This window comes from Micromonospora sp. CA-259024 (assembly GCF_050936255.1).
GTDB lineage: Bacteria > Actinomycetota > Actinomycetes > Mycobacteriales > Micromonosporaceae > Micromonospora.
This window is the reverse complement of sequence record NZ_JBNJND010000001.1, coordinates 605,876-631,379: the sequence shown is the minus strand read 5'-3', so window position 1 is coordinate 631,379 and position 25,504 is coordinate 605,876. Positions and strand designations below refer to the sequence as shown.

Here is a 25,504-nt window from a genome sequence, read left to right as displayed (position 1 = left end):
CAAAGGCGCCGCGCCATTGGGTGGCGCGTTGAGAAGTGTATAGACGCCGTGGCGATTAGCCTGCCGTTGCCGCCAACTCGTTGAGGGCAGCGTTAATCACGGGCCAGCACATGCTGACTGTGTCCCGATCAGGAGCATGGCCAATATTGACTTGCGCTTTGGGGTGAACAAGGTTGCGGTACTCGCGCAGCGTGGTGGCGAAACCGTGGACGTCGGCTTGAATCCACTCCTTGTCGTGGGCGGTCTCAAGGAGGTTGTGCAGATTCCACTTCTTGAGCGGTTCGCTCGAGCCGGGCAGGCGAGCCTTGACGGCGTCGAGCAGAACGCCTTCGAGGAGGCTGCCGAGCATGATGCCGGCACTGGAGTAGGCGCCGTTGCGGTCGCAGACCCGCGCCTCGTTGATTCGGCTTTCGAGGATGGTGGCGAGGTCGGCGTCGCGGACGAGGTCGGCCATGGTCACGTGGAGCATGACGTCTGGTGACTGTTGTTCCTGGTCGACTGGCTGTTTGCACGGGCGGATGGCGGGTCGCCCCTGGCTGTGGGCAACCTCGAACCCTTCTACGACCCCTCGCACTGACTCGACGAGCTAACCAAGAACGCCGGAAGCCTCGTCGGCGAGACACACCCGCACCAGGTTACGTGGCCGGCTTGGACGCGTTGCTGAACCGTAGATGTCGGTCAGGCATGACTGATCCCAACCTGCGCGCTTCCGCCAGGTATCGAGGCGTCCTCGCTGGGGAGTCGACGGATGCGAGTGCGTACCACCGGCGGGGACGCTGTCTGCATGCCACACGTACTCGCACCACTTCCATATCCGAGCGAAGCCAGCACCCCGGTCGGCGACGGCGCTCCGGCTGGCACCCGGGTTCACGTTCCGAATCTTGATGTTGAACGGACAGATCTGGCCATCGAGCGCCTCGGCGAGGGCCTCCAGCGCACCGCGCCGAGCGCGACGGCCGCTGCTCGCGTGATCGCGTCATCCTGGACAACCGACCCTCCGGAGACGCCAACCGAGCCGACGACGTCACCATCGATGATGAGTGGACGTCCGCCGGCGAACCCGACCAGCCAGCCGTTGCTGTCCTCCAGGCCGAATGATGTTCCGCCCGGCTTGGAGAAGTCGAAGCGATCCTCCAAATTCTGGAAAAACGCCAACGTTCGGGCCTTGCCCATCTCGACGTCCATGGAGCCGAACAAAGCCTCATCCCTACAGGCGAAGGCCTTCAGGTTGACCCCGGCATCCATGACGGCGATGTTGACCGAGATCGACATCTCGGTCGTCCCGGCGACGCCGGTGGCCAGTATTTGTTCGGCCTTCGCCATCGAGAGCATTGACATGGGTGTAGTTCACGTCATGGCCGTGAACCGTGGAAGGAGTGAGTCCACCCCTGGTACCGCCACGACCATAGGTCTCCCAGTACCACCCTGCGCTGGCGTGCGGTGGTCGCGTTGAGGAGCAACGCGATGCTCAGGGACTTCCTCCGCTCACGCCGGGCACGGGTGGCGCCGGAGGACGCGGGTGTGCCGCTGGGGGAGAGCCGCCGCCGTGTTCCCGGCCTGCGGCGTGAGGAGGTAGCTCAACTGGCGGGGATCAGCGTGGACTACTACATCCGCTTCGAGCAGGGCCGTTGCCCGAACGTGTCGAGCGCGTTGCTGGAATCGGTCGCCAGGATTCTGCGGCTCACCCCTATCGAGTACGCGTATCTGTGCACGCTCGTCCAGGCCTCGGCCGCCCGCGCTCGTGCAACCCTGTCCAGGACCGGCGACCAGCAGCTGAGCAGCGGAATGCGGCTACTGCTGGACAACCTCGCCACACCGGCGATCGTCGTCGGGCGGCTACTCGAACTCCTCGCCGTCAACGAGCCCGCACGCGCCCTCTTCCACGGCTTGGAAGCCCACGGAAACTACCTACGCTGGCTGCTCTCGGGTCCGGCGAGCAACCTGGCGTGCGCGGACTGGAGCGCCGCGGCCTACGAGGCGGTCGCCATGCTGCGCTTCGACGTCGCCCGCCATCCCCACGATCCGACTTTCGCCGCGTTCGTCGACGAACTCACCGCGACGAGTTCCGAATTCTGCCGGGTCTGGGCCGGTCATGAGGTTGACCCGGGCTGGGACGGCCGACGTCGCTACCGCCATCCCCTGGCCGGCGAGATCGTGCTGCACAGTAAACGCCTCGACGTTCCGGATGAACCCAGCCACACACTCTTCACCTACAGCGTGGTCCTTGGCTCGTCCTCGGATGCCGCCCTTCGTCGCCTGACCCGGGCCACCCGGTCGGTCGTGGGTCATTATTCGGATCTATCAGCAATGAACGGCTTTCCCGCCGTTCCTGAGCCGTCGACCGCTGGTAGGTGAAGTGCGATGAGGGGCCAGCCGGTGGTGGCGCGTGTGGGTGCGAGCCGAAACTGGCTACCGACAGTTCGTCTGCTCGGGCTCGGGGCCGCTGGTGGAGCGCGAGGCGGAGCACGTCACGGGGTGATTCTGGCCGTGGGGACGCCGCCTCGCGTCTGTGGGTCCCGGCGGACGGTCACCAGCCAGCTCTCGGTGCCGCTGGGACCACGGTCGGAGTACCAGGGGCTGCTACGGATGCGGACGGCACCCGGTTGGTGAGGCTGACATAGGTGCGACCCGGGCCGGGCTTCATCAGCACACCCACCCCGCCGGTTCGCCGCAGACACCTCGGCGCCTCGTTCGGCCGAACGGCACGGGCCGGGACCACCGAACGCAGGACGCGACGGAGAACCGAGCCGCGCAGAAGGCTTTCATGTCGGGGCGCGTCGCGGACACCAGCACGACCACTTTGCTGACCGGCGCCATCACCGGGATCGGCCGGGCCACCGTCCAGGTGATCGCCGACCGGGCCGCGTGCCTCATCCTGCACGGTCTCGAGCCGGAGCATGACGTGACAAACCCGCTGCGGGCTGACCGGATCAGGATACGTCCGGACACCGAGCTGCTCTATCTCCGAGCCGCTTATGGCGATCCCGCAACGTCAGCCGGCTCGCCCGGGAAATCCGCGCGACGACCGAGCGGATCGCCATTCTCGTTAACCACGCCGCCGCCCGTCGGCGACCGGCCAGGTAAGGGCTCTGGCCGAGGTGATTGTCCGTGGGTCGCGACGCTGTCCGGATGTGGAGGTGACCCTCCAGACCGCCTCAGGTCTTCCTGCCTCGGGCTCTGCTGGCCGAGTCCGGGACGGCGCAACTACTTGTTGTCGGTGCCGGCGGCCGGCGGGCCTTCGCCGGGCTGCTGCTCGGCTCGGTGAGCCACACTGCCCGCACCACGCCAGCCGTTCGGTCGTAGTCGTTCGCTGAGAATGCGGGCGCCTGTTCCCTTATTGGCAGAGTCTGCTTCGAAGGGGACAGACCCGACCAACGGGAGGCGTCCCGCGGGCGTGGCCCTCGCTGCGCGGGTGCGTCGCCGTCTCGCGATGCCGGTGGATGGCGGCGAGGAGCCGGGGGCAGTGACGCCCGCGGCTCCTCGCCGTAACTCTCTGAAGACTGGTGCACGTCACCGGGTTGGCGATGCCGTGCCGGATGCGGTCACGGCCCGACCCCCGATTGGCCGTGACCGCACACCCGCTCGACCCGGGACAGGCGCGTCGGCGTGGCTGTGGGAGGTATACCCATTACTTCCAGTCGTTGCTGTCCGGAAGAAGGATCATGTGGTGGGCCGTCAACGCGTCGGCCAGCGAGGAGAACTTTTCCTCACTCCAGTGAGGCGGCAGTTTGCCGGACGGGTCCGGGTCCTCTCCATACTTCAGGAAGAATTCCTCGGCGCCCGCCGGGCTGTAGAAGACAAGCAGCCTGGACGGCTCGGTACTGATGTTCTTGAAGCCGTGCCGCGTTCCACGGGGAATGTAGATGAAGTCGCCGGCGGCGGCGTCGAACGTCTGGTTGCCGTTGATAAATCTGAACTCGCCGGAGACGATATAGAAGGCCTCATCCTCGACCCCGTGGGCGTGCGGCAGGTTGCCAAACCCGGGTGAGACTTCACCCTCCATCAAGCTGAGCTTGCCGTCGGTCTGCTCGCCTGTCGCCTTGACGGTGAAGGTCTCCTGACCACCATTGATCAGTTTGGTGATTCCCTCAGAGCTGCGCACCACGAAACCGTTGGCGGCGCTCCAGACCGGATCACTCTTGTCCGGGAGTGGAAGATCCAGATTCATGACGATTTCCTACCTTACTGGGGGAATTGACGGCTAGGGCTCGAAGTGGCGCCAGTGCTGCGCTGAATCGCGTACCCCGCTGGTCGGTGTTTTAGTAAGGAGCCTCTTGACGTACACCGCAGGTCAACAGCCGCGAAAGCGGTGGCGATGGTCCGCGACCGACAATCCGCCGGGGTCCGTGGCGGACAGCACCCGAACCGGCGGCCCGGCCGTGGCCGGATCCGGCAGCGGTGGTCATACCCGTTCGGTCTCCCTCATGGGTGGGCTGGCCAGACTTCCGGGGTAGGTGAAGGTCGGGACGGCGAGTTCGCGGCGGAGCACCGGGGCCACGTCGTTGGCGAGTCGCTCGACGGCTCCGAGCAGTTGTGCTCGAGGCATGCCTCCGAAGCCGACGTGCAGCATCAGCCGGCTGATGCCGTACACCTCGTGGTAGGCGGCGACCTTGTCGATCACCTCCTGGGCGCTACCCACGACCAGGGCGCCGCGTGGCCCGGTGAACGTGTCGAACCGCTCCGGACTGAGCACGAACCCATGCCCCCGCTGATGGTTGTTGTCCCGAAACCCCGCGGTGAAGTACGGATACATGGTCCGGCGCGCTTCCTGGCTGGTTGTACCGACGTACCCCTGCACGCTCAACCCGACCCGCAGGCCGGCCGCGTCGTGTCCGGCCCGCTCGGCCGCCCGCCGATAGAGCTCGACGTTGCGCGACGCCTGGTCGACGGCGCCGACCAGCACACCGAGCATCATGGGCAGTCCTCGGTCACCCGTGTCCATCGCCGAGGTCGGCGTCCCGCCCACCCCGACCCAAACCGGCAACTCCTCCTGCACCGCTCGTGGGGCGATGTCCGCCTCACGCAGCGGCGGGCGGAAACGCCCGCCCGGCCAGGTGAGCGGGTTCGTCTCACGGATGCGCAGAAGCAGGTCGAGCTTCTCGCGGAACAGGTCCGCGTAGTCGGTGAGGTCGTAGCCGAAGAGCGGAAAGGATTCGGTGTACGAGCCACGACCGGCGATGATCTCCGCCCGGCCGCCGGAAAGCAGGTCGAGCGTGGCGAACTGCTCCCAGACCCGGACCGGGTCGTCGGAGCTGAGCACCGTGACGGCACTGCTCAGCCGGATCCGGGCGGTGTGCTCGGCCATCGCCGCCAGAACCACCGGTGGCGCGGTCGCGACGAAATCCGAACGGTGGTGCTCCCCCACGCCGATCACGTCTAGGCCGCCCTGGTCGGCGAACTCGGCGAGCTCAACGAGGTCACGCAGCTGCTGACGGGGTTCGGGCAGCCGGCCCGTGGTCGGATCGGCGGTCAGCTCGCCGAACGTGATCAGCCCGATCTCAATCGGCATGGTCGGTCTCCTTTTCCGTGCCAGCGGGTGTTGCCGGCGGAATGGGGAAGTTGCGGTTGAAGACGTTGTCGGGGTCGTAGGTGGCCTTGAGTTGCCGGAGCCGGCCGAGGGTCGGCTCGGGGAACGCGTCCAGCAGCCGCTTCGGGTCGGTGTCGGTTTCGAAGCTGAGGTACATACCGTCGAGCTGCGGGTACAGCTCGGCCCAGTACTTGTCGAGCTGTGGCAGGTGCTCCGGCGAGGTGGCGGCGAGCACCGAGAAGTTCTGCGTCCGGTGCGGGTAGGCGGTCGCGTCACGAGGTACGTCGTTGACCGCGCCGCCGACCGAGCGGAGTTGGACGGCCAGCACGTCGCCGGAGTGGACCATGGTGTGCAGGGTGGCCGCCGATTCGGTGGTGATGTGGTGCAGCAGCCCGCTGTGGGTGTTCTCGATGCCCTGCCCGTGGTGCCGGTTGTGCGGTGGCGCGACGATCGCCGCGTACGGTGCCAGTTGCGCCTGTTGGTCAAGGACCGGACCGACCTCCAGAAACGGGGTCAGCGCGGCCTTGGCCGCTTCAACGTCCTCCCTGGCGTAAACCAGGGTCACCTGGGCGACCGGGCTGGTGCGTCGACGGCTCGGGTAGATGGACAGAAAGCTGGTGAGTTCGCGCGGCGCGTTTTCTACCAGCCGTCCCCAACGCCGCAACACCTCAGCCGTGTCGGACGCGTCGATGGCGAGGTGCTCGTAGACGACGGACTCGACCTCGTACGCCTCAATTTCGAGAGCGGTGACGATGCCGAAATTGCCGCCAGCGCCGCGGATCGCCCAGAACAGGTCGGGGTGATGCGCGGCGTCGGCGCGGACCAGGGTGCCGTTCGCGAGGACGATTTCGGCGGCGAGCACGTGGTCGATGGTGAGGCCGTAGCTACGGGCCAGGTATCCGATCCCACCGGTGGTGGCGAGCCCGCCGACGCCGACGTCGCCGTAGTCACCAGAGCTGATCGCCAGGCCGTATGGGGCGAGGGCCTGGGCGACGTCGCCCCAGCGGGCGCCCGGTTCGAGGCGAACCCGCCGGCTCGCCCGGTCGAGTACCTCCACCTTGTCGAGTCGGGACAGGTCGATAAGGATGCCGCCGTCGTTGGTGGAGCGGCCGCTGATGCCGTGCCCGCCGCTGCGTACCGAGATCGGCACATCCTGACTGCGGGCGTAGGTCAGCGCGTCGGCCACCTCGGCGGCGGCGCCTGGGCGTAGCACCAGTGCCGGCGACCCCGGGCGGGTGTAGTTGTGCCGCACCTGACCGTAGTCCGGGTCGCCGGGCTCGACGGCCTGCCCGGCTAGCGTCGCGGGCAGGCCGTCGTAGTCGATGCCGGGCTGGCGCTTGGCCAGAGCGACGCTCGACCGGGCACGCCCGGTCGGGGTTCCGGCGGTCGCCCGCTCGCGGGCGACCGCCTCCCGCAGATTGGGGACGACCTCCTGCCCGAAGGTCTGGATCAGGCGCGGGTCGTCGCGGCCGATCAGGAAGGCGGTGAACCCCTCCTGGAGTACGAGCGGGAGGAGTTGGTCGACCCACTGCTCGGGCGGGCCCTGGAGGAACCCCCTGCTGTTGGACGAGATGTCGACCTGGAACAGGTTGAGCAGCCGACGGATCTGTCGCGGATCACGTCCCGCCGCCACCGCCGCCTCGTCGATGAGGCGATTGGCAGTGTTGCGGTCCGGTGACCGGAGGTATTCCAGGGTCGGCAGCCAGCCGTCGGCGGTCTGGCCGGTCAACGCCAGCATCCGGGGCTGATAGGCGCCGAGCCAGATGTTGATGTCGTGGGCTGGCGCCGGGCCACGACGCATACCGGGAATCGGGTAGTACATCCCGTCGCTGCGCAGTAGTCCGGGCGAGGTGTCATCCCAGACACCACGCAGAATCTCGATCGCCTCGCGCAGCGCTGTCACGCCCTGTCCCGCGGTGAGTCGGCGACCACCCATGCCCTCGACGCCGTCCCAGAAGGCGCCAGCTCCGAGACCGAGTTCGAACCGGCCACCGGAGAGCAGGTCCAGGCTCGCGGCGGCGCGGGCCAGAACCGCCGGTGGGCGCAACGGGAGGTTCAGCACGTTCGCGGAAACCCGCAGCCGCCGTGTGCGGGCGGCGACCCAGCTCAACAAGGTCCACGTGTCAAGAAAGTCCGGATTGTACGGGTGATCCTGGAAGGTAACTAGATCCAGGCCCGCCACCTCGGTCAGTTCGGCCAGCGCCACCACCTGGCCAGGCGCTTGCGCCGCTGGTGTGACAAACGTGCCGAACAGGAGTTCGTGGCCGTAGTCGGGCATTGCCCCGCTCCCCTCTACCATCGTTCGTTATACATAAAGTCTTAGCTCAGATTTTTTGTTCCACAACTCATCTTGAGGTCGACGAGAGTGACACAGGTGTCGCGTCCGCCAGCGGCCGACGGCAGGGCGGAACGCATCGCGGGCTGCCCAGGGACGTCTTGCGGATCTTCTGGCGGGCTGCGGCGGTCCAGGGAGGCGATCGTCACACCCGTTGTGGACGGCGGCCCGGACGACGTCGTCCGGGCCGCCGTCCGGCCGGCGAACCTGACCGCCGGATGGCCACCGATAAGGTGGCCCAGCCTGGGCGCCGTTCGCATCCGTAACAGCCCTAGCGTTGGGCTGGCCGCCATCTTTGTGCCGTCCGGCGCAGCGGGCGCGGGCAGGCGATGACTGACCATACGGACACGGACAGGTGTGACCGCGCCAGTGCGCTATGGGCACTGGCACCCACAGCCGCGCAATCCGCACGAGTGACCAGAGTGCCCTGATCCGCTGGGGCGCGATCACCAGATGGTTCGCCGACTAACCCGAGGACGCCCGGCCCCGGCAAGACGCCGTGCCTTCAACCAGCCCGACACAGCCCTCGCGCACACCCATTTACTGGTGATGCACGGCTAGGGCCTCACGGATGCGAGGCCAAACGCCAACAGCCACAGTCGCATAATGGTCGACCTCATCCGCTACCCGCGGGGAAGGCACACGACGTCATGTCCTACGGAGAGAGCCCACGATGACACAGGTACGTACGCCTCGGCAGTGGCGCGACACGCACCGGGCGGCGGCCAATCGGGTGACGATGGTCGAGATCTTCTTCGATCTCGTTTTCGTCCTGACCCTGACCCAGCTCACCCGGATGCTCGAGGCGGACCTCTCGCTGGCCGGTGTGGGCCGAGTTCTACTGCTCTTCGGGATCCTGTGGTGGATGTTCGACGGGTACGTGTGGCTGCCCAACCATGTACCGCCCCAGCAACCGGTGCAGAAGCTGCTGCTGTTCGCGGCGATGGCGGGCTTCCTGATCGCCGCCGTGGGAATGCCACACGCCTTCGGGGAGACCGGACTCCTCTTCGCGATGGGCTACCTCGTGGCGATCTGCGTGCACCTGCTCATGTTCACCCAGGCCGACGTCGGCAGGGCCCTCGGTTGGCTGGCGGCGTACAACCTCGGCTCGGCTTTGCTGGTGCTCGCCGGCGGGTTCGCCCACGGTACCTTCCGGTACGGGCTGTGGCTGGCCGCGCTCGTGCTTCAGACGGTCATTCCCTATCTGGTGCCGCGCCTGTCCTGGATGAGTCTGGTCTCCTCGTTCCGGATCGAACCTACACATTTCGTGGAGCGACATGGGCTTCTTGTGATCATCGCGTTGGGCGAGTCGATTGTGGCTATCGCGGTGGGTGTGGACGGCGGGCACCTCACCGCTGGCATCGTCGCGGCCGTGGTCCTGGCGTTGGCGTTGCCGGCCGCCATGTGGTGGGCATACTTCACTGACGCCGGGATCACCGGGGCCGCGCTGGCCGCCGCCGAGCCTGGACCGCGGGCGCGGCTGGCGTTGCGGACGGGCTTCGCGCACGTCCCGCTCATGCTGGGCGTCGTGATCGCCGCCGCGGGTATTCACTCGGCGGTGGCGCACCCGGACCATCCGTCCTCCTGGGCGGCAGCGCTGGCGCTCGCCGGGGGCGTCGCGGTCTTCCTCGCCGGGATCGCCGAGATCCGTCATTCGCTGCATACCGTTCCTGTACGCACAAGGCTCGTCACGGCGGTCGCGGTACTCGCCATGATGCCGATCGGTGTCGCCGTAAACGCCGGGCTGCACCTGGCTGCGGTGGTTGCGGTCTTGGTGGCGATGCTGGCGGTCGACCGCCACGCAGCCCGGACGCTCGGCTCGCCGCCGAGTGCGCCCTAATCGTCGCCGATCGGGGCATGCGGGCCGCAGCTGCCCTATGGGGTTGGTCGACGCTACGGTGGTGTCGGGCGGGCATCGATTCAGGCGAAGCCTGCACGGCCCCCGGACCCGGACCGGGCTGTGCCCGTCCACGAGCCGCTGGCCCTGTCCACCTTCCTCGTGATTGCCGCGACGGTACCGAGCACGCGATGCAGATCAGCCGACCCTGACGCAGTCATTGCTCCGGAAGAAGCCGTCAAGCCGGTCGCGCGATGTAATACCCACCTTTGCAAGAACATTGCGAAAGTAGTAGTCGACGGCGCGAGCACCGATATGCAGGCGACCGGCGATCTCCCGATTTCTTAGACCGTTCGAGGCTAGCCTCGCGCGAGCCGGCTCAACCTCGTCGAACGGTTCTTCGCCGAGATCACGAGCAAACTCGTCCGCCGCCGGGTTCGCTGCGGCGTCATCGCGCTAGAGAAGGACATCCGTGCGTAGCCCACCGCCTCGAACGAGCACCACGACTCTGCGGGTGGACCATACCGCCGACGAGATCTTCGTCAGCCTCGCAACCTACTGCGAACAGATCAAAAACGCAGCATGCTAGCTAGGGCCTGCACGGATGCGATCGGCACCCGGGCCAGGTGACGCTGGCGGCGGCACGGCGGATGACGGACCACGTCGCCCAGCCAGATCAGCGGAGGTAGCCCCGGCGCTGTCGGCGGGCGAGCCTCGAAGACGAATCACGAGATCAGGAACACGTTGGAAGGCCGAGCTGTGCATACACGCCCCACTGTCGGACGCGCCAAAAGGCTGGATGCGATCCGCGATGCGAACATCGTTTTGACTGGCGCGACAACCGGGATCGGCCGTGCCACCGCGCTGGCGATCGCGGACCGGGCCGGTCGTCTGATCCTCCATGGCCTGGAACGGGAGCACGAGGTCGCGGACCTGCTGCATACGGTGCGGTCGACGATGCGTCCCGATGCCGAGCTGATCTATTTCACGGCCGACTACAGCGAGCTCGCCATGGTTGTGAGGCTCGCCCGGCAGATCCGGTCGGCGACCGACAGGATCGACCTCCTCATCAACAATGCCGCACGGCCTGGGCCGCCCACCCGGACGGTCAGTGGTGCCGGCACGGAGGTCACTTTCCAGACCAACTACCTGGCCCCGGTCCTCTTGACGACCAGGCTCATCGACCTGGTCGGTAACGGCCCCGCAGGGCGGATCGTCAACGTCGCATCCGCCACACACCTTTCGGCGGCGCTGCTCCTGGACGACCTCGACCTGACCCGCCACGCGTACTCGCCATCGACCGCGTACGCGCACTCCAAACTCGCGCTGGTCGCCTACTCCTGCTGGTTGGCCGCGCATCGGCCCAGCCAATCACTCGACGTCGTCAGCATGCACCCAGGGGTGATCTCGACCCGGCTGTTGCACGCCATGTTCGCCATCGCCGGCGATCGACCCGAGCATGCGGCGGCCAACATCCGGTACGTCGCCTTCCGCCGCGATGACAACGGCACCTACTACGACGAACGGAACCCCCAGCCGCCCAACCCGCAGGCGTCTGATCGGGCGATGCAGGACCGCCTGCACGAGATTACGTCCCGTACCCTCCGCAACCTCATCTGATCCCGCGTACACGAGCCGAAGGAAGCCAGCACATGAAATCCAACCACGAGATCGTCGCCGACGCCTTCGCCGCGTGGACAGCCGGGACCGGATACATCACGGGCATCTTCGCTCCCGACATGCGCTGGGAGATCGTCGGCAGATCGGCTGCCTCCGGGACATACGGCAATACCGAGCAGTTCGTCGACGAGGTGCTACACCCCTTCGGCGCCCGATTCAGCACCGACGCGCCCTTCCGCCCGGTCGCCATCCGCGCCATCTACGCCGACGACGAGCAGCGAACAGTCGTTGTGGTGTGGGACGGCGAAGGTATCACCCGTGCCGGTACGACATACCGGAATACCTACGCCTGGTTCATGACCCTCGAAAACGGCAAGGTGATCGACGGCACGGCCTTCTACGACAGCATCGCCTTCAATGAACTGTGGGAGACCGTGAGCCCCGCCCCATAACAGGGGCTCGTCACGATGTCCGCACGCTGCCGGCGGCAGCGGCCCCGGCCCTGCAAGACCGGCGTGGTCATGCCGGCAGTGCGGACCGCTACTCGGCACCGGCCCGCCGGACTTCGTAGGCCCGGCCGCAGGCGCCGCCCTTCGCCAGGCTCCCGCCTCTCGGGCCGCACCCGGCCAGGGCCCCGGCAAAGTCGTGATGGTGTCTGACTTGTGGGGCTTGGAGTAGAAGCGCCGTTGGTGGTGGTAGCAAGACGGGCATGAACTGTTCGAAAGATCATCAAGGTTCTCTACACCATGCTGATCGTCCGAAGTGAGTCATGCCCGCGCTGCCATCATCGCTGATCTCGTCCCTGTCCTGCGCACCGGCTCTGACCGTGCCGGAAACCGCTGGTGGGCTGCCCGAAGCGCTCGCCGGTCTGCCTGATCCACGGGCCCGGCGAGGTGTCCGGCACCGACTGACAGTCGTGGTCACCGCAGCCGTGTGTGCCGTGGTCGCCGGCTACCGCTCGTACGCCGCGATCGCCGAATGGGTCGCCGACGTGCCGGCCACGACGGCTCTCGCCCTGGGCATGACTGCCGACCGACGTCCATCGGAGGCGATGATCCGTCGACTGTTGCAGGCAATGGACCCGCAGCTACTGACCGCGGCGATCAGTGCCTGGCTTGCCGGCCGGGCCACCGCTACCACCTCGACGGCTGGCCGGGCGATCGCCGTCGACGGCAAGACCCCGCGCGGCTCCCGCACCACCGACACCGCCGCCCGGCACGTGATGACCACCTGCGACCAGGCCACCGGCGTGGTCCTGGCCAGCATCGACGTCGGCGGCAAGACCAACGAGATCACCCGGTTCGCGCCGCTGCTCGACCAGATCAGCGACCTACGCAACACCGTGATCACCGCCGACGCCCTGCACTGCCAACGCGAGCACGTCACCTACCTCGCCGAACGCGGCGCCCACTGGATCCTGACCGTCAAAGGCAACCAGCGTCACCTGCACGCCCAGCTCACCGCACTGCCCTGGCGGGCAGTCCCCGACGCCACCCGCGACACCGACCGCGGACACGGCCGCCGCGAGATCCGCAGCATGAAGATCCTGACGATCTCCACCGGCATCGACTTCCCGAACGCCGCCCAAACCATCCAGATCCGCCGCCGCAGACGCCGCCTGGACCAGCCGCAACGCTTCACACCGAAACCGTCTACGCCATCACCGAACTCCGCGTCCACCAGGCGAAACCAGCACAACTGGCAGCCTGGACCCGCGGGCACTGGTCAATCGAAAACAAGATCCACTGGGTTCGCGACGTCACCTACGACGAAGACCGCAGCCAGATCCGCACCGGCACCGGACCCGAGGTCATGGCCGCACTGCGCAACGCCGCCATCAGCGCCCTACGCCTGACCGGAGTCACCTACATCGCCGCCACCGCCCGGCATTACGCCCGCGACAGCACCCGCACGCTGGCACTACTCGACATCACCTGACGACTTTGCCGGGGCCCTGCGCACCCGGCTCAGCGCATGCCGGTGACGGATCTGACACTGCGGGATTCCGGGGTGGGCCCCGAAACCCGGTCGCTGTGGGTCGCGTTACCTAAGCCAGGCGCAGGACGACCAGCGTAGGTAGTTTCTGCGGCTTTCCGCACGGCCGAGCACCGCGCGCTGGTTCGTTCACGGCGAGGAAATCGAGCAGCCAGCCGAGGACGAACGCCGGCTGGAAAGGCTCCCGAGCAGCAGGTGCAATCCGGCGCCGATCTGTTGGTCGTCCGCTGCGAGCGTGAGGCGTGGGTGACTTGCGCCTGGGCGACCTCGTGCAAGGGGTGCGCTCGAACGGAGTAAAGCGCAGAGTCCTGGCGACCAAGTCTCCACCAGAGCATTCGATACCTTGGGCAACGGCCCTGCTCGAGGCGAACGTACTGGTCCACACGGATGCCTATGAGATGCTCAACTTCCTCCCGCTGCATACTTGGCAACCGGCGTGGTACGGGCACGAGCAGCACGAGCGCCTCGTCGCGCGCAGCGAAGGGTGGTACTGGCGCACCTAGGGTGGCGTCGGTCCGAGGGTAAAACGCATTCCTTCCGCGCCTGAACGCCCTGCCGTTGACTACAGGCATGTCAATGCTCTCGTTGGACGAGGCCGAGCGGGTAATAGCCGCAGGCGTCGTCAGAGCGGCCGAGTTGTCGGTCCCGGTCAACATCGCTGTCTTGGATGCCGGGGCCAACCTGAAGGCCTTCGTCCGCATGGATCGCGCTCTGTTGGGCTCCATCGACATTGCAATGGGCAAGGCCCGAACGTCGGCGCTGTTCCAGATGAATTCAGAAGCCCTTTTCGACTTCTGTAAGCCGGGCGGAACGTCGTTCGGCTTGGAGAACAGCAACGGCGGGCTGTTTGTGTTCGCCGGCGGGCGTCCGTTGGTCGTCGGCGGTGGCGTCGTCGGAGCGGTCGGCGTGTCCGGAGGATCAGTGGCTCAGGACGACGCGATCGCGCAAACAGCGGCCGCAGCACTCAGCGCAGCCGTGGTTTGAGTCAAACACCAGAGGAAGGAACACAAAATTGAGCAGCAAGCGCATTCTCATCACGGGTGCAGGCTCCGGGTTCGGCGAGGGAGCGGCCATCGGCCTGGCCCGGGCCGGCCACGAGGTGATCGCCACCACGCAGATCTATCCGCAGGTCACCGCGCTACGCGAGAAGGCCGCCGACCTGGGTCTGGGCAACCTGCGAGTCCAGAAGCTCGACATCCGCGACCCGTACGATGTGGAGGCAGCGCTCAAGTTCGACATCGACGTGCTGTTCAGCAACGCCGGCATCGGTGAGGCCGGACCGGTCAGCGAAATCCCGGTCGACCTGCTGCGCAACAACTTCGAAACGAACGTGTTCGCGCCGCTGAACCTGGCGCAGAAGTTCATCCGCAAGTTCATCGACGAGGGCCGCCCGGGGAAGGTCGTCTTCACCTCGTCGATGGGCGGGCTGTTCACTCCGGCCGGCTTCGGACCCTACGTGTCGACCAAGCACGCGCTGGAATCCCTCGCGGAGGCCCTCGACGGCGAGTTGCGTCCTTTCAACATCAAGATCCAGACGGTGAACCCCGGCGCGTACCTGACCGGGTACAACGAGACGATGGCGGAGACCGCGTTCAGGTGGCTGGACGACAGCAAGAACTTCAACAAGCGCGCCGACGTCCAGGCCGGCTTCGATGCCCTTATCGGCGTGCCCGAAGGGCAGCTTGACCCGCAGGAAATGATCGATGCGATGATCCGCATCGTGCCGAGCGACACCGGCAAGTTCCGCAACGTCGTACCGGCGGCCGTCGAGCAGATGCTCAAGGAAAGCCAGCAGGCGGCCTGGACCCACACGGTATAACGGCACTCGGCGCATCGGCACCGACAGGTCGTCGATCACCGGGATAACTACCTCGTCCAGATAGGGGGGCGGTGCGAGTGCGTACGGCATGCAAGACATAACTCTGCTGGCCGTACGCATTCGCATCCGTGGCATCCCCGACGTGAATCCCCAGGCGCGCTCGGCGCGGATCACGCGCCACAGAATCAGCCGGCGCTGGCGCGGTCACTGGTCGGGGCATGCCCTCAAGCTGACTGCTCGACGCGATACCCAGCCACGCCCCACAGTACCGCCTGGTATTGGTGCCACCGCCTAACCCCACCCTCTGCTCATGAGTCACGCAGAAGCCGATCGCAGGCGTGGTGCGAAGCCCTTTTTCGGACGCATTCCTGACCGCCTGTCTCAAGGAGTGCACCGATGCTCGCTGGCCCGTAGATGGAGAAATAGAATGAGCACCCAGCATCCCACCTTGCTTCTCGTGCACGGCGCCTGGCACCGACCGGAGACGTGGGACCTGCTACGTTCGGAACTCAACGCTCGGGGCTACCAGAGCCGGGTGGTGAAGCTGCCCACCACGGGGCCGAACCCGCGCGGCGGTATGCACGACGACGCCGCGGTCGTCCGTGCGGCGATCGAGGAAATCGACGGCCCAGTTGTCGTCGTCGCGCACTCGTATGGCGGCATCCCGGTCAGCGAGGGCGCCACCGGCCTGCCGAAGGTGCAACACCTCGTCTACCTGGCCGCGTACCAACTGGACCAGGACGAGTCGATGTTCAGCTTCCACGGCGTGCCCGAGCCGGAGGATAAGGAGGGGCTGTTCCCGATCATCGCCGATCCCCGGAACTCGCTCTACGCGGACGTGCCGGACGCCGAGGCCGAGCACGCCGTGAGCCGGCTGGTCGATCAGCGGCTGCGGGCGTTCACCGATCGCGTCGGCGAGCCGGCGTGGCACAAGATCCCGTCGACCTACATCATCATGGACCAAGACAAGGCGATCCCCGTGCCGGAGCAGGAGCGGATGGCTGCCCGGGCAGGAAACATACGGCGGATGCCCTCCAGCCACTCGCCGTTTCTGTCCCGGCCCGCCGACCTGGCCGCGCTGCTCGACGAGGTCATCACCGGCCGCGCCTGACAGTCCGGGTCGAGAGATGGCGCCAATCAGCTGGGCGGCGAACGGTGGCTCGGCCCTCCGCCCAGCTCTACGTGCCGAAGCGCGGCTCGCAGTTCGCCTGCGGGGGCCGGTGCGGTCGCGTCCCCCGGCTGGATACGGCTCTCGGCCCTGCAACGGGACCCTGGTCGGGCCTGCCGCCACCCGGCTGTCCAGCGCTAGCGGTCCGCCAGCGCCGCGAGGAAGGCCAGCGTGCGGGCCTGATCCGCCCATGGCTCGTTCTGCCGCGACTGTCCTGAACACGTTTCGTAAGTTTGGTGCACCTCGGGCGCCAATAAGGACGATGACCGATGGCGCACGGCTGGGGACTCGGGGAAGCATGGTCAAACGCTCGGCTGCCACAGTCAATCCGTGACGTTGCTCCCGCTCACGCCTCGATCGATGGGGCTGGCCACAAGTCGAGCGGGTGGGTGCCGACCGAACTCCGCCGCCTTTGCGCGGATCCACCCTAGGCCTGATGGTTGCCTAGGCCCCAGCTGTGCTTCCGATACAACCCTGACGGCGTCCACGAGCCGCTGGTCCTGTCCGCGTTTCTTGTGATCGCCGCGTTGGGTAGCACGCCAGGTCGTTGACGCTCGACGGAAACGCGCTAAAGTCAGCCAACCCGGGGCCGTCGTTTGTCAAGCAACAGCGTCAAGCTGGTTGCGCGACCTGATACCCAGCTTGGCGAAGACCTTGCGGAGGTGGTATTCGACAGTCCGAGGGCTGACATACAGGCGGCCGGCAATCTCCTTGTTTGTCAGGCCGTTGCGGGCAAGCCTCACAATCTGCGTCTCCTGAGGCGTGAGCTGGTCGCCGGTCTCGACCGTACGCCGGCGGGCCGTTTCGCTGGTGGCCAGCAGTTCGCGGTGCGCCCGGGCCGCGAACCCTGTCATGCCCATTGCTGTGAACAGTTCGCAGGCGGTGCGCAGTTGCTCGCGCGCCTCGAGTCGGCGGCGCTCGCGACGTAGCCATTCGCCATAGACGAGATGGGCGCGTGCGAGGTCGACGCGCAAACGGGTCCGCTGGAGCCGGTCGATCGCCTCGCGGTAGAGAATGTCGGCTTCCCGGCCTTCACTGAGCAGTGCCCGTGATCGGGCCTCGATGCTGCGGGCCCAGTCGGTATGGCTCGCTCGCGTCGTCTGGGCGAGCAGATCGAGCGCTCGGGAGGCAAGCTCACGGTCGCCACTGCGGACCGCTGCCTCGACAAGCTCGACGGGCGCCCAATGTGCTGCGGCTCCCGGCGACGGGTGGTATGCGCTGGCCTGTTGGGCGGCGGATCGGGCTTCCTCGTACCAGCCAAGGCCGTTGTAGAGCACAGCTCTCAGCCACTGGCTGGCCGCCAGCGTGGTTCCCTCGCCGCAGGAGGCCGCCTCGCTCATCATGGCATTCGCCAGTTGTTCAGCCTCGGCCTGCCGCCCCTGTAAGGCGGCGAGAGCGAGGGCGCAGCCCGCATGCATCAGGAGCCCGTAACTGGTCCGGACACCGGCTGCGGCGATGACTGTCTGTATCTCCTCGTTCAGCGACGCCGCCTCGGCCAGCTCACCCTCGAGCATGTGCACGTTGATGCGCGTACTCAGCGCCAGCGGTAGTACGGCGAGCGCGCCGACCTCGCGTACAAGACGGACGTGGTGGTCCGCCAGTTCACGACACGACCGATCGTCCCACAGAGCTATGGCGAGGTAATAGGCGGCCCATAGCCAGCGGAGCTTGTCCGCGGCGGAGACAGCCTCGCTCGAAAAGACGGCCAGCGCCCGCCGCATGGCCGGTGCCGCGGTCCGCGCGTCCTCGGTCAGGTGGAGGGCCAGCGCATCGAGAAGGAGGTCGACGACGTGGGAAGTGACTGGCGCGGGCGGCGCGGCACGGGTGGCGGCCGCGACCTCCACGAGACGCCCTCCCTCGCCCGAACGGATCGTAACCATCGCTGCGGACAACGCTTGCAGATACGTCTCGCGGGCCAGTCCGGTGTCGAGCGGCTCGAGTTGCCTGGCAGCCTTGAGTAGCATCGACGGGGCGAGGTTAACAGGATCGGTGCCGAACGCGATCTCGGCTCGTAGTAGATCCACCCGGGCAAGGTGCAGTTCGTCGACCGGGCCGGCCTGGGCTGAGGCCAGCAGCGCCAGGGCGGGCTCGGGTGCGCCAGCTAACAGTTTGGTCCGTGCGGCGGCCAGCGCACGCTCGGCCCGGCGCCGCGAGTCGGGGGTGAGCGCGGCCGCCCGCTCCAGGAAGGCGGCGGCGGCGGCCAAGCCACCGCGCGCCTGCGCGCGTACGGACGAGCACTCAAGTTCTGCGGCAACTCCCTCGTCCGGTTCCGCAGTGGCGTGCGCGTGGTGCCAGGCGCGCCGATCCGGATCAGCCTCGACGTCGGTTGCCTCCGCCAGCGCCCGATGAACCCCCCGGCGCTCCTGGGGCGACGCTGCCCGATACACCGCCGAACGCATAAGCGGATGCCGGAACCGCACCCGGCCGTCGAAGTCGACCATGTCGTCCACAGCGGCGACCGCGCCGGTGGTCGGGCCGATGCCATCTGCGAGCCGCGCGGCCGCACGCCAGAGCAGGGCCGGGTCGCCGAGTGGCTCGGCGGCCGCCAGCAGCAACAGCCGTCGCGCCTGTGCAGGCATGCGCTCCAGTCGCCAGCGGAAGCGGTCCTCGATACGGCCTGAGAGTGTCTGCGCGGTCGGCGACCCGAAACCACCCGCCAGCTCGGTATGGGTCAACTCGCGCGACAGTTCCAGCAACGCCAATGGATTACCACGAGCCTCCCTGATAATCCGACCACCCACCTGCTCGTCCAGCGGGCCGGGGAACGCCCTGCGAAGCACCGCCCACGCATCCATGTCTCTAAGTCCGACGAGGTTCATCAACGGCAACCCCGACAACTCACCCGCGTCGCTGGGCTCACGTACCGCGAACACGCAGACCACCGACTCCGCGAACATTCGACGCGCGACGAAGGCGAGCACCTGCGCCGATACGCGGTCCAGCCACTGGGCATCGTCGATCACGCACACCAGCGGCCGGTCCTTGGCCGCCGCGGCGAGCAGGCCGAGCACGGCCAGACCGATCAGGACGCGGTCCGGTGACGGCCCGGCACGTAACCCGAACGCCGTGCAGAGCGCGTCGCGCTGCGGTTCCGGCAGACTGTCCAGCAGGTCCAACATCGGCGCGCACAGCTGATGCACCGCCGCGAACGACAGCTCCATCTCGGACTGCGCACCCGCGACGGACACGACCCGGCAGTCGGATGCCCGGTCGAGCAGATACTTCAGCAGCACCGACTTGCCCACCCCCGCCTCACCACGCACCACCAGCGACCGACCCTCACCAGCACGAACCGCCTCGAGTAACCGGTCCAGCGCGGCACACTCGGCCCGCCGGCCCAGCAAGGCGGAGCGCGGTCGCTGGGCCCTCGCAGTAGAGCAGCGAGAGCTGCGCAGGCTGTCACCGTTGACTATCCCGACCGTGAACCGCAGATCGTGGTGAACAACCGGTCCAGCCACCCGACCGACAAGGTCCACGCCTAGTTCGCCAAGCACCTCAGAATCACCCTTCACTTCACGCCGGCCGAAAGTCTCCTGGTCGGACCTGGTCCGGGACCATCCCCTGCCAACGCCAGGGACGACGTGTCACCGGTGGTCCTCCATTCGGATGGTGTCGACCACGTCGGTGCGGCTGACCGTCGAACCAGGCATGGGACAGCAGCAGGCGGATCTTCCCGTTGCCGGAGACCAGCTCACCCAGATATGCAACCAGCGTCGCCGAGCCGGGACCATGCAGAAGTAACGCAGAACATGATCAGCGTACGAATGGGCTCATCCGTCGAGGGCCGCCAGCTCGGACTTCGCAAAAGTAATCATTCTGCCGTCGGCGGCGATGTGCTCCAACAGCTTGACCGCGCGGGTCAGATGGTCGCGGGCCTCGTCGGTCGCGCCGAGAGCGGCGTGCGCCCGGCCCAGCGTCATGTGGACCTGACCGATCGCCCTGGGGGCGTACTCGGTAGCCAGGGGCAGCGCCCGCGTCGCCTCGTCAAGCGCCTCCGGCCAGCGCTGCGCGTCGGCCAGCGTCCTCGCCGCCCAGAGCCGGGCCGTTGCCCGGGCCGCCAGCGCGGACGCGGGCGCGATCGGTCGGTCATCGACCTCGCGCAGCACGGCCCGGAACTCGTCCAATGCCTCGTCGAACCTGCCGAGCCCAAAGAGCGCAGCCCCGACTCTGACGCCCGCGTGGACGTACACGTCGTCGCTGCCGGCGGAGTCAGCCTGGTCCCGCGCCCGACGGAAGGCCCACAGTGCCCGCCCGAAGTCGCCGACCGACTTCCAGGCATCGCCTGCGTACTGCAATGCGTTCGCTTGCTTCATCGTGTCGCCGAGACCCTCGGCGAGTCGGTAGGCATCCATCGCCAGGGCCGCACTCTCCTCGTAGCGTCTCTCACAGGTGTGGACTGCCCAGGCGTAGTAGTTGATGTGTGTGATTTCCTGACCGCGATCGGGCAATCGGGCCGCAGCGGCACGGGACAGACCGAAAACCTCTGGCCAATGCCCCCAGTGCACCGTCCGGTCCGAGTACCAGTGCATCGCCTCGGCCACGTCGACGACTCGCTGATGCTCTCCGGCGGCGGTCGCTAGCCGTAGCGCGGCGAGCCAGTTGTCCCCCTCGACTCGCAGCCAGCCCTGTGCCTGCTCAGCGGTATCAAGCGAGATCAGGCCACGCCAGTTGTCCGGCGGCGCGCCGAACCCCGGTTCGAACCACCGTCCCGCGATGATCGCCGTCTCCAACAGCCAGTCAACCATCCGGCGCTCGGTGGCCGCCCGAGCGTCCGCCGGCTCCTCGGTGCGCAACCGGTCGGCCGCGAAGAGCCGGATCAGGTCGTGGAACCGGTAACGGTCCACCCCCTCGGGCTGCAACAAACCGAGATCGACCAACTCATCGAGCTGGTCCTCGGCGTGGTACAGATCGTTCTGGGTGAGCACCGCAGCGATCGAGGCGCCAAAGTCCACCCCCGGCACATGCGCGAGTCGTCGGAACATCTCCTGCGCCGGAACGGAGAGCTGGGCATACGACAACACGAACGCGGGCCCCACGCCCAGATCACCCGCGGTCAGGTTCGCCAACCGTCGATCCGCATCCGACAGCCGATCCGCCAAGTGCCCCATCGTCCACCCGGGCCGACTGGCCAGCCGCGTACCCGCGATACGCAACGCAAGCGGCAAATTGCCACACAATCGGGCAACCTCCGCCACCTCATCCGCTGCCGCCCGATCCGAAGTGTCCCGCACGATTGCCCGCAACAAGTCGGCCGATTCCCGCGGCGCCAACGGCGGCAACTCGATCCGCAACACCCCCTCCAGACCACCGAGCGTGCGGCGGCTGGTCACCACCACCATCCCGGCCCCCTGGCCGGGCAACAATGGCCTTACCTGGGTTTCATGCGCGGCGTTGTCCAACACCAGCAAGCACCGCCGCTCCCGGAGGCCGGCCCGTAGCTGGCTGGCCCGCTCCTGTTCATCCTCGGCGATGCCGCGGGGGTTGACGCCCAGCGCCCGCAGCAGCCGTAGCAACGCCTCGCCGACCGGCATCGGCACCGGGTCGGTACCCCGAAGGTCCACGTAAAACTGACCGTCGGGAAACGCCTCCCGTAACTGCTCCGTCGACTGGACAGCAAATGCCGTTTTGCCCAGCCCTGGCTGGCCGTGCACCACCACCACCGGCATCGGACCATCGGTGGATGCGGCCAGCCCGTGGCGACGCAGCAACTCCAACTCCGCTGCTCGACCGACAAAGTCGCTGACCCCCCGCGGGAGCTCACACACCCGGGGCCGCCCGATCCTGCTCTCCGACCGATCCGAACGCGCCAACTGAACCAGGCCATCGCGCTCGACATCGCTGAGCCGCAACGCGTCGGCCAGGGCCGTCAAGGTCCGCTCCTGCGGCGCGCGACTGTGCCCTCGCTCCATGTCGCTGATCGCCCGCCCGCTCACTCCGGATGTCTCGGACAAATCTTCAATTGTCATGCCCACCGACTGCCGCAATGCCCGCAACCGCCGCCCAAACGACATACCAATCATCACGCCTCCCAAACCCTTCCGGTTCATCCGACCCCGTCGGACCCGTGGATGCCGCTGTACCTGCGCTCGACGTCGAACGCGGTCGAGGGACCGGTGCACAAGATCAAGATATCGTCGAGCTGCAGGCCGTGGCGCCGTTGCACTCGCTGATCGGGAGACGCGGGGCCTGTCTCGTGAAGGGGGCTGTCTCGCTAACGGCTCTGTCTCACATTCGGTTTGCGCCGTGAGGCGCTGTTGGTTCGAGTGGGGGTGAGGGTGACCACCACCTTCGGCCTGTCGCAGCAGGTTGATGTAGCTGGGGGCAGCCTGATCCCGGTGGTGCCGATGGTCGGGTCGTGGTCGAGTTCTTCGACGAGGGTGCCGGCGCCAGGATGCGCGCATCGGCCGACACGATCCGCCGCAGGCACGAATTCGTTACGGAACCGGCGGTCCCTTACGGCAAGCTGGCGTATCGGCGGCGTCAATTCCCGGCCGGCTTCCGTATCAGCGGTGTGAAGAGCCTTGTGGCGCACACCCCGTGTGCGATGTGCTCGTCGTCGGAAGGACGACTCCCGGCCGAGGTGAAAGGAACGGCGGTGGCCAGATTGACACGGCGCATCCCGGGGGGTTTGTACAAGCCCCGCCGAAGAGGGTGGGCAACCGGTGCGGCCCGGACAGGGCACCGCCGTCCCCCACATCCGGGCAGCGCATGTCGCTAACTGCTCTCGGCGCCTCCACCCCCGTCGCGCGGCGGGTTCGGGCCGATTCGGCTTCGAACCCGCCGCAGCGTTCTTCTCTTCGAAGAGAGCACAACCAACAGCTGACAGCACACCGGCTGAGGAGCCAGATGAACGAGGTCTCCCGGACCGCTCTGGTCACCGGGGCCAGCAGCGGCATCGGTTTCGAGGTCGCGCGCGCGTTGGCGGCCCGCGGCTGGCACGTGCTGCTGCATGCCAGGACCGAGACCGAGGGCCGCGACGCGACGCGGCGGCTACTCGACGCCGTCGCGGCGTCGGCGCCGGTCGAGCCGATGGTCGCGGACTTCGCGCAGCTGTCGCAGGTGCGTGCGCTCGCCGACGCGGTGATTGCCCAGTCCTCGGGGCTGCAGCTGCTCATCAACAACGCAGCAACGGTTGGCGCTGCGCGCAGGGCAGAGACGGTTGACGGCAACGAACTGTCGTGGCAGGTCAACTACCTCGCACCGTACCTGTTGACAAGGTCGCTGCTGCCGGCGCTGCGCGACAAGCGCGGCGCGCGAGTGGTCAACGTGTCGTCTTGCCTGCACCGGATGGGTGACCTGCCGTGGAGTGATCTGAACCGCACCGGGCGGTACGCACCGGTGACCTCGTACGCGCAGGCCAAGCTGGCGCTGACCATGTTCGGGGTGGCGCTGGCTGACAGGTCCTGGACCGAGGTGACGGTCGCCAATGTTCACCCGGGCGTGGTGGCAACGCGGCTCCTCAGTGTCTATGGCCGCAGTGGTGTCCCCGTGATCGACGGGATGCAGGCGGTCCTGCGAGCGGCCACCGGCGAGGCGCCGGTCAACGGTGCCTACTACGAGGGTTGCCTGCCAGCGATTCCGGCGCCGCTCGTGACTGACGCAGCGGCGGCGGAGCGCCTCTGGCAGCTCAGCGAGCGTGCCGTCGGGGCGAGCGCGAGCCAACGCGCAGCGTGAGTCCGGTGACACGTAGCAACACAGGTGTGCCACTGCTAAAGCGGATCCGCAGCGGCCTGATCGGGGTTGGGGCGTGGGGTTCCCCGTTGTCGGCTGCTGTCTTGGCACGGCAGGGGCAGGAACCTAAGTTTCCCGTCGGCGCGCCGGCATTCGGAGGCGCGGCGAGGAGACTTTCCAGGTAAACGCCGGGTGCCGGCAGCATCTGTGCTCTGGGCCCGAAACGGTGCGGTCTCGGTGGCTCGCCATCTGGGCAAGTCTTGGGCGGTCACAGGGCGCAGAGACCGGCGCCGGTGATGACGGGGTGCCTCGCGCCTTGCCATGGACCCTGTACGTAGAGTAATGCCGCAGTGTTCATCGTCAGATGAAGTCGATAGCCGAGAGGGCGTGGGGGGTCGGATGCTCGTTGGCGTCGTCGTACACCCGACCAGGCCGCAGGCCGCCGAGACGGCGGACATGGTGTCGCGGATCTGCGCCGAGCACGGTGCCGCGTCGCAGGCCCTGAATGTCTGGCAGGACGAGCAGAGCCCCGCCGACGTGCTCGCACGCATGGCGCAGCGACCGCAGCTCGTCGTCACTATCGGCGGCGACGGAACTCTCCTGCGGGGATTGGCCGTCGCCGTCGAGGCCGACGCACCCGTTCTCGGCGTGAAGGCCGGCCGGGTCGGCTTCCTCACCCCGTTCGCCGCGACGGACCTGCCGAGGGTGCTCGGCGCTGCCCTGACCGGCCGCGCACCCATCCAGGAGCGCATGCTGCTCACCCTGCGGGCGTCGCGGCCGCTGCAGGTCCCACCGGAGCTTCGGACTCTGCTGCGCTACGGCCGCGGTCCCGATCCCGTCCCGCCCGTTCCCCGGCCGGGTACGCCCGACGAGGTGGGTTGGGGTGTCCCGTTGGGCCTGAGCGCCCTCAACGACGTCGTGTTCGAAAAACTCGGACGGGACCGGCAGACCAGCGTGGCGGTGTACCTGTCCGGGCGGCTGTTCGCGACCTACTCCGCCGACGGCGTCATGGTCGCCTCGCCGACGGGCTCCACCGCGTACTCGTTCGCCGCCGGCGGACCGGTCCTGTCGCCGCGCCTCAACGCCCTCGTATTCACCCCGGTCGCCCCGCACATGGCGTTCAACCGCAGCATGGTCACCGCCCCGGACGAACCCGTGGGTGTGCAGGTGCTTCCGCGATCGGGTCAGGTCGCCGTCGTCGTCGACGGACGCGTACACGGAATCCTCGACCCCGGCGACTGGGCCGCCGTCTACCCCGCACGACGCCGCGCGAAGCTCATCGTCGCCGACGTCGACGACTTCTTCGGCCGACTCCGGGACCAGTTCTCGCTCGCCGACGCTCCCGCCGCCCGAGCCGACACCGATAGCCAGCCACCGCTGCTGGTCTACCGGCCGGACCTACCGATACCAGAGGACCTACAACACCTGCACCTGCCGGCACAGGAATCCGATCCAGCTCCGTGTACCTAATCTCGATCTTGCGGCCCGTCGGACGCCACCTCCTTCAGTCGGAGGCAAGGAGCGACACCGCA

The 25,504-nt window shown here is 67.4% G+C and carries 18 protein-coding genes and 3 pseudogenes; 13 read left to right on the top strand and 8 right to left on the bottom strand.

From position 1 onward, the window contains the following. Positions 1-55: 55 nt before the first annotated feature. Together ACQEUX_RS02795 and ACQEUX_RS02790 are read right to left on the bottom strand one after the other, a co-directional pair. On the bottom strand, positions 56-460 hold the full coding sequence (locus ACQEUX_RS02795) for a hypothetical protein (RefSeq protein ID WP_433040596.1): 405 nt from the start codon (positions 458-460) through the stop codon (positions 56-58). A 407-nt stretch (positions 461-867) separates the two neighbouring features. Next, the gene (locus ACQEUX_RS02790; protein WP_433040593.1) at positions 868-1,338 is read right to left on the bottom strand and encodes a GlcG/HbpS family heme-binding protein; all 471 of its coding nucleotides are present in this window, start codon (positions 1,336-1,338) and stop codon (positions 868-870) included. Positions 1,339-1,464: 126 nt separating this feature from the next. On the opposite strand from ACQEUX_RS02790, the gene ACQEUX_RS02785 reads away from it, so the two are divergent. Both ACQEUX_RS02785 and ACQEUX_RS02780 read left to right on the top strand, forming a co-directional pair. Continuing rightward, positions 1,465-2,355 (top strand): helix-turn-helix domain-containing protein, encoded by an 891-nt coding sequence (locus ACQEUX_RS02785; RefSeq protein WP_433040590.1) that lies wholly within the window; start codon positions 1,465-1,467, stop codon positions 2,353-2,355. An 810-nt stretch (positions 2,356-3,165) separates the two neighbouring features. Further along, positions 3,166-3,303 (top strand): universal stress protein, encoded by a 138-nt coding sequence (locus tag ACQEUX_RS02780; protein WP_433049554.1) that lies wholly within the window; start codon positions 3,166-3,168, stop codon positions 3,301-3,303. 325 nt (positions 3,304-3,628) lie between these two features. On the opposite strand, the gene ACQEUX_RS02775 is transcribed toward ACQEUX_RS02780, so the two are convergent. The 3 genes from ACQEUX_RS02775 to ACQEUX_RS02765 form a co-directional block, all read right to left on the bottom strand. Beyond that, the gene (locus ACQEUX_RS02775; RefSeq protein WP_433040587.1) at positions 3,629-4,168 is read right to left on the bottom strand and encodes a cupin domain-containing protein; all 540 of its coding nucleotides are present in this window, start codon (positions 4,166-4,168) and stop codon (positions 3,629-3,631) included. A 234-nt stretch (positions 4,169-4,402) separates the two neighbouring features. Beyond that, the gene (locus tag ACQEUX_RS02770; protein ID WP_433040584.1) at positions 4,403-5,509 is read right to left on the bottom strand and encodes an LLM class flavin-dependent oxidoreductase; all 1,107 of its coding nucleotides are present in this window, start codon (positions 5,507-5,509) and stop codon (positions 4,403-4,405) included. Beyond that, positions 5,499-7,805: an LLM class flavin-dependent oxidoreductase gene (locus tag ACQEUX_RS02765; RefSeq protein WP_433040581.1), complete on the bottom strand. Its 2,307-nt coding sequence runs from the start codon at positions 7,803-7,805 to the stop codon at positions 5,499-5,501. Before ACQEUX_RS02765 ends, ACQEUX_RS02770 begins: the two co-directional genes overlap by 11 nt. A 730-nt stretch (positions 7,806-8,535) precedes the next feature. On the opposite strand from ACQEUX_RS02765, the gene ACQEUX_RS02760 reads away from it, so the two are divergent. Then, the gene (locus ACQEUX_RS02760) at positions 8,536-9,702 is read left to right on the top strand and encodes a low temperature requirement protein A (protein WP_433040578.1); all 1,167 of its coding nucleotides are present in this window, start codon (positions 8,536-8,538) and stop codon (positions 9,700-9,702) included. 195 nt (positions 9,703-9,897) lie between these two features. Here ACQEUX_RS02760 and ACQEUX_RS02755 read toward each other — a convergent pair. After that, positions 9,898-10,053: pseudogene (locus ACQEUX_RS02755) on the bottom strand (LuxR C-terminal-related transcriptional regulator); the annotation flags it as partial. 405 nt (positions 10,054-10,458) lie between these two features. On the opposite strand from ACQEUX_RS02755, the gene ACQEUX_RS02750 reads away from it, so the two are divergent. The 8 genes and pseudogenes from ACQEUX_RS02750 to ACQEUX_RS02715 all read left to right on the top strand — a co-directional run bounded on the left by ACQEUX_RS02750 (position 10,459) and on the right by ACQEUX_RS02715 (position 16,244). Continuing rightward, positions 10,459-11,319 carry an SDR family NAD(P)-dependent oxidoreductase gene (locus ACQEUX_RS02750; protein ID WP_433040575.1) on the top strand — a complete coding sequence of 287 codons (861 nt, stop codon included), beginning with the start codon at positions 10,459-10,461 and terminating at the stop codon, positions 11,317-11,319. A 32-nt stretch (positions 11,320-11,351) separates the two neighbouring features. Next, the gene (locus tag ACQEUX_RS02745; protein ID WP_433040572.1) at positions 11,352-11,771 is read left to right on the top strand and encodes a nuclear transport factor 2 family protein; all 420 of its coding nucleotides are present in this window, start codon (positions 11,352-11,354) and stop codon (positions 11,769-11,771) included. 317 nt (positions 11,772-12,088) lie between these two features. Continuing rightward, positions 12,089-12,862: pseudogene (locus tag ACQEUX_RS02740) on the top strand (ISAs1 family transposase); the annotation flags it as partial. Beyond that, a pseudogene (locus ACQEUX_RS02735) lies at positions 12,790-13,101 on the top strand (hypothetical protein); the annotation flags it as partial. The pseudogenes ACQEUX_RS02740 and ACQEUX_RS02735, both read left to right, overlap by 73 nt. Before the next feature lie 30 nt (positions 13,102-13,131). Further along, the gene (locus ACQEUX_RS02730) at positions 13,132-13,257 is read left to right on the top strand and encodes a hypothetical protein (RefSeq protein WP_433049993.1); all 126 of its coding nucleotides are present in this window, start codon (positions 13,132-13,134) and stop codon (positions 13,255-13,257) included. A gap of 627 nt (positions 13,258-13,884) precedes the next feature. Continuing rightward, positions 13,885-14,298, top strand: a complete 414-nt coding sequence (locus ACQEUX_RS02725; protein ID WP_433040569.1) for a GlcG/HbpS family heme-binding protein — start codon at positions 13,885-13,887, stop codon at positions 14,296-14,298. 28 nt (positions 14,299-14,326) lie between these two features. Next, a complete protein-coding gene (locus ACQEUX_RS02720; RefSeq protein WP_433040566.1) occupies positions 14,327-15,133 on the top strand; it encodes an SDR family oxidoreductase in 807 nt (268 codons plus the stop codon). Between the two features lie 427 nt (positions 15,134-15,560). Beyond that, positions 15,561-16,244: an alpha/beta hydrolase gene (locus ACQEUX_RS02715; protein ID WP_433040563.1), complete on the top strand. Its 684-nt coding sequence runs from the start codon at positions 15,561-15,563 to the stop codon at positions 16,242-16,244. A 656-nt stretch (positions 16,245-16,900) separates the two neighbouring features. On the opposite strand, the gene ACQEUX_RS02710 is transcribed toward ACQEUX_RS02715, so the two are convergent. Together ACQEUX_RS02710 and ACQEUX_RS02705 are read right to left on the bottom strand one after the other, a co-directional pair. Continuing rightward, entirely contained in the window at positions 16,901-19,645 is a 2,745-nt protein-coding gene (locus ACQEUX_RS02710; RefSeq protein WP_433049551.1) for an AAA family ATPase, read from the bottom strand. Between the two features lie 426 nt (positions 19,646-20,071). Further along, entirely contained in the window at positions 20,072-22,348 is a 2,277-nt protein-coding gene (locus ACQEUX_RS02705; RefSeq protein ID WP_433040560.1) for a helix-turn-helix domain-containing protein, read from the bottom strand. Positions 22,349-23,147: 799 nt separating this feature from the next. Here ACQEUX_RS02705 and ACQEUX_RS02700 point away from each other — a divergent pair. Then, positions 23,148-23,975, top strand: a complete 828-nt coding sequence (locus ACQEUX_RS02700) for an SDR family NAD(P)-dependent oxidoreductase (protein ID WP_433040557.1) — start codon at positions 23,148-23,150, stop codon at positions 23,973-23,975. A 396-nt stretch (positions 23,976-24,371) separates the two neighbouring features. Beyond that, the gene (locus tag ACQEUX_RS02695; RefSeq protein WP_433040554.1) at positions 24,372-25,442 is read left to right on the top strand and encodes an NAD(+)/NADH kinase; all 1,071 of its coding nucleotides are present in this window, start codon (positions 24,372-24,374) and stop codon (positions 25,440-25,442) included. The last annotated feature ends 62 nt before the right edge of the window (positions 25,443-25,504 follow it).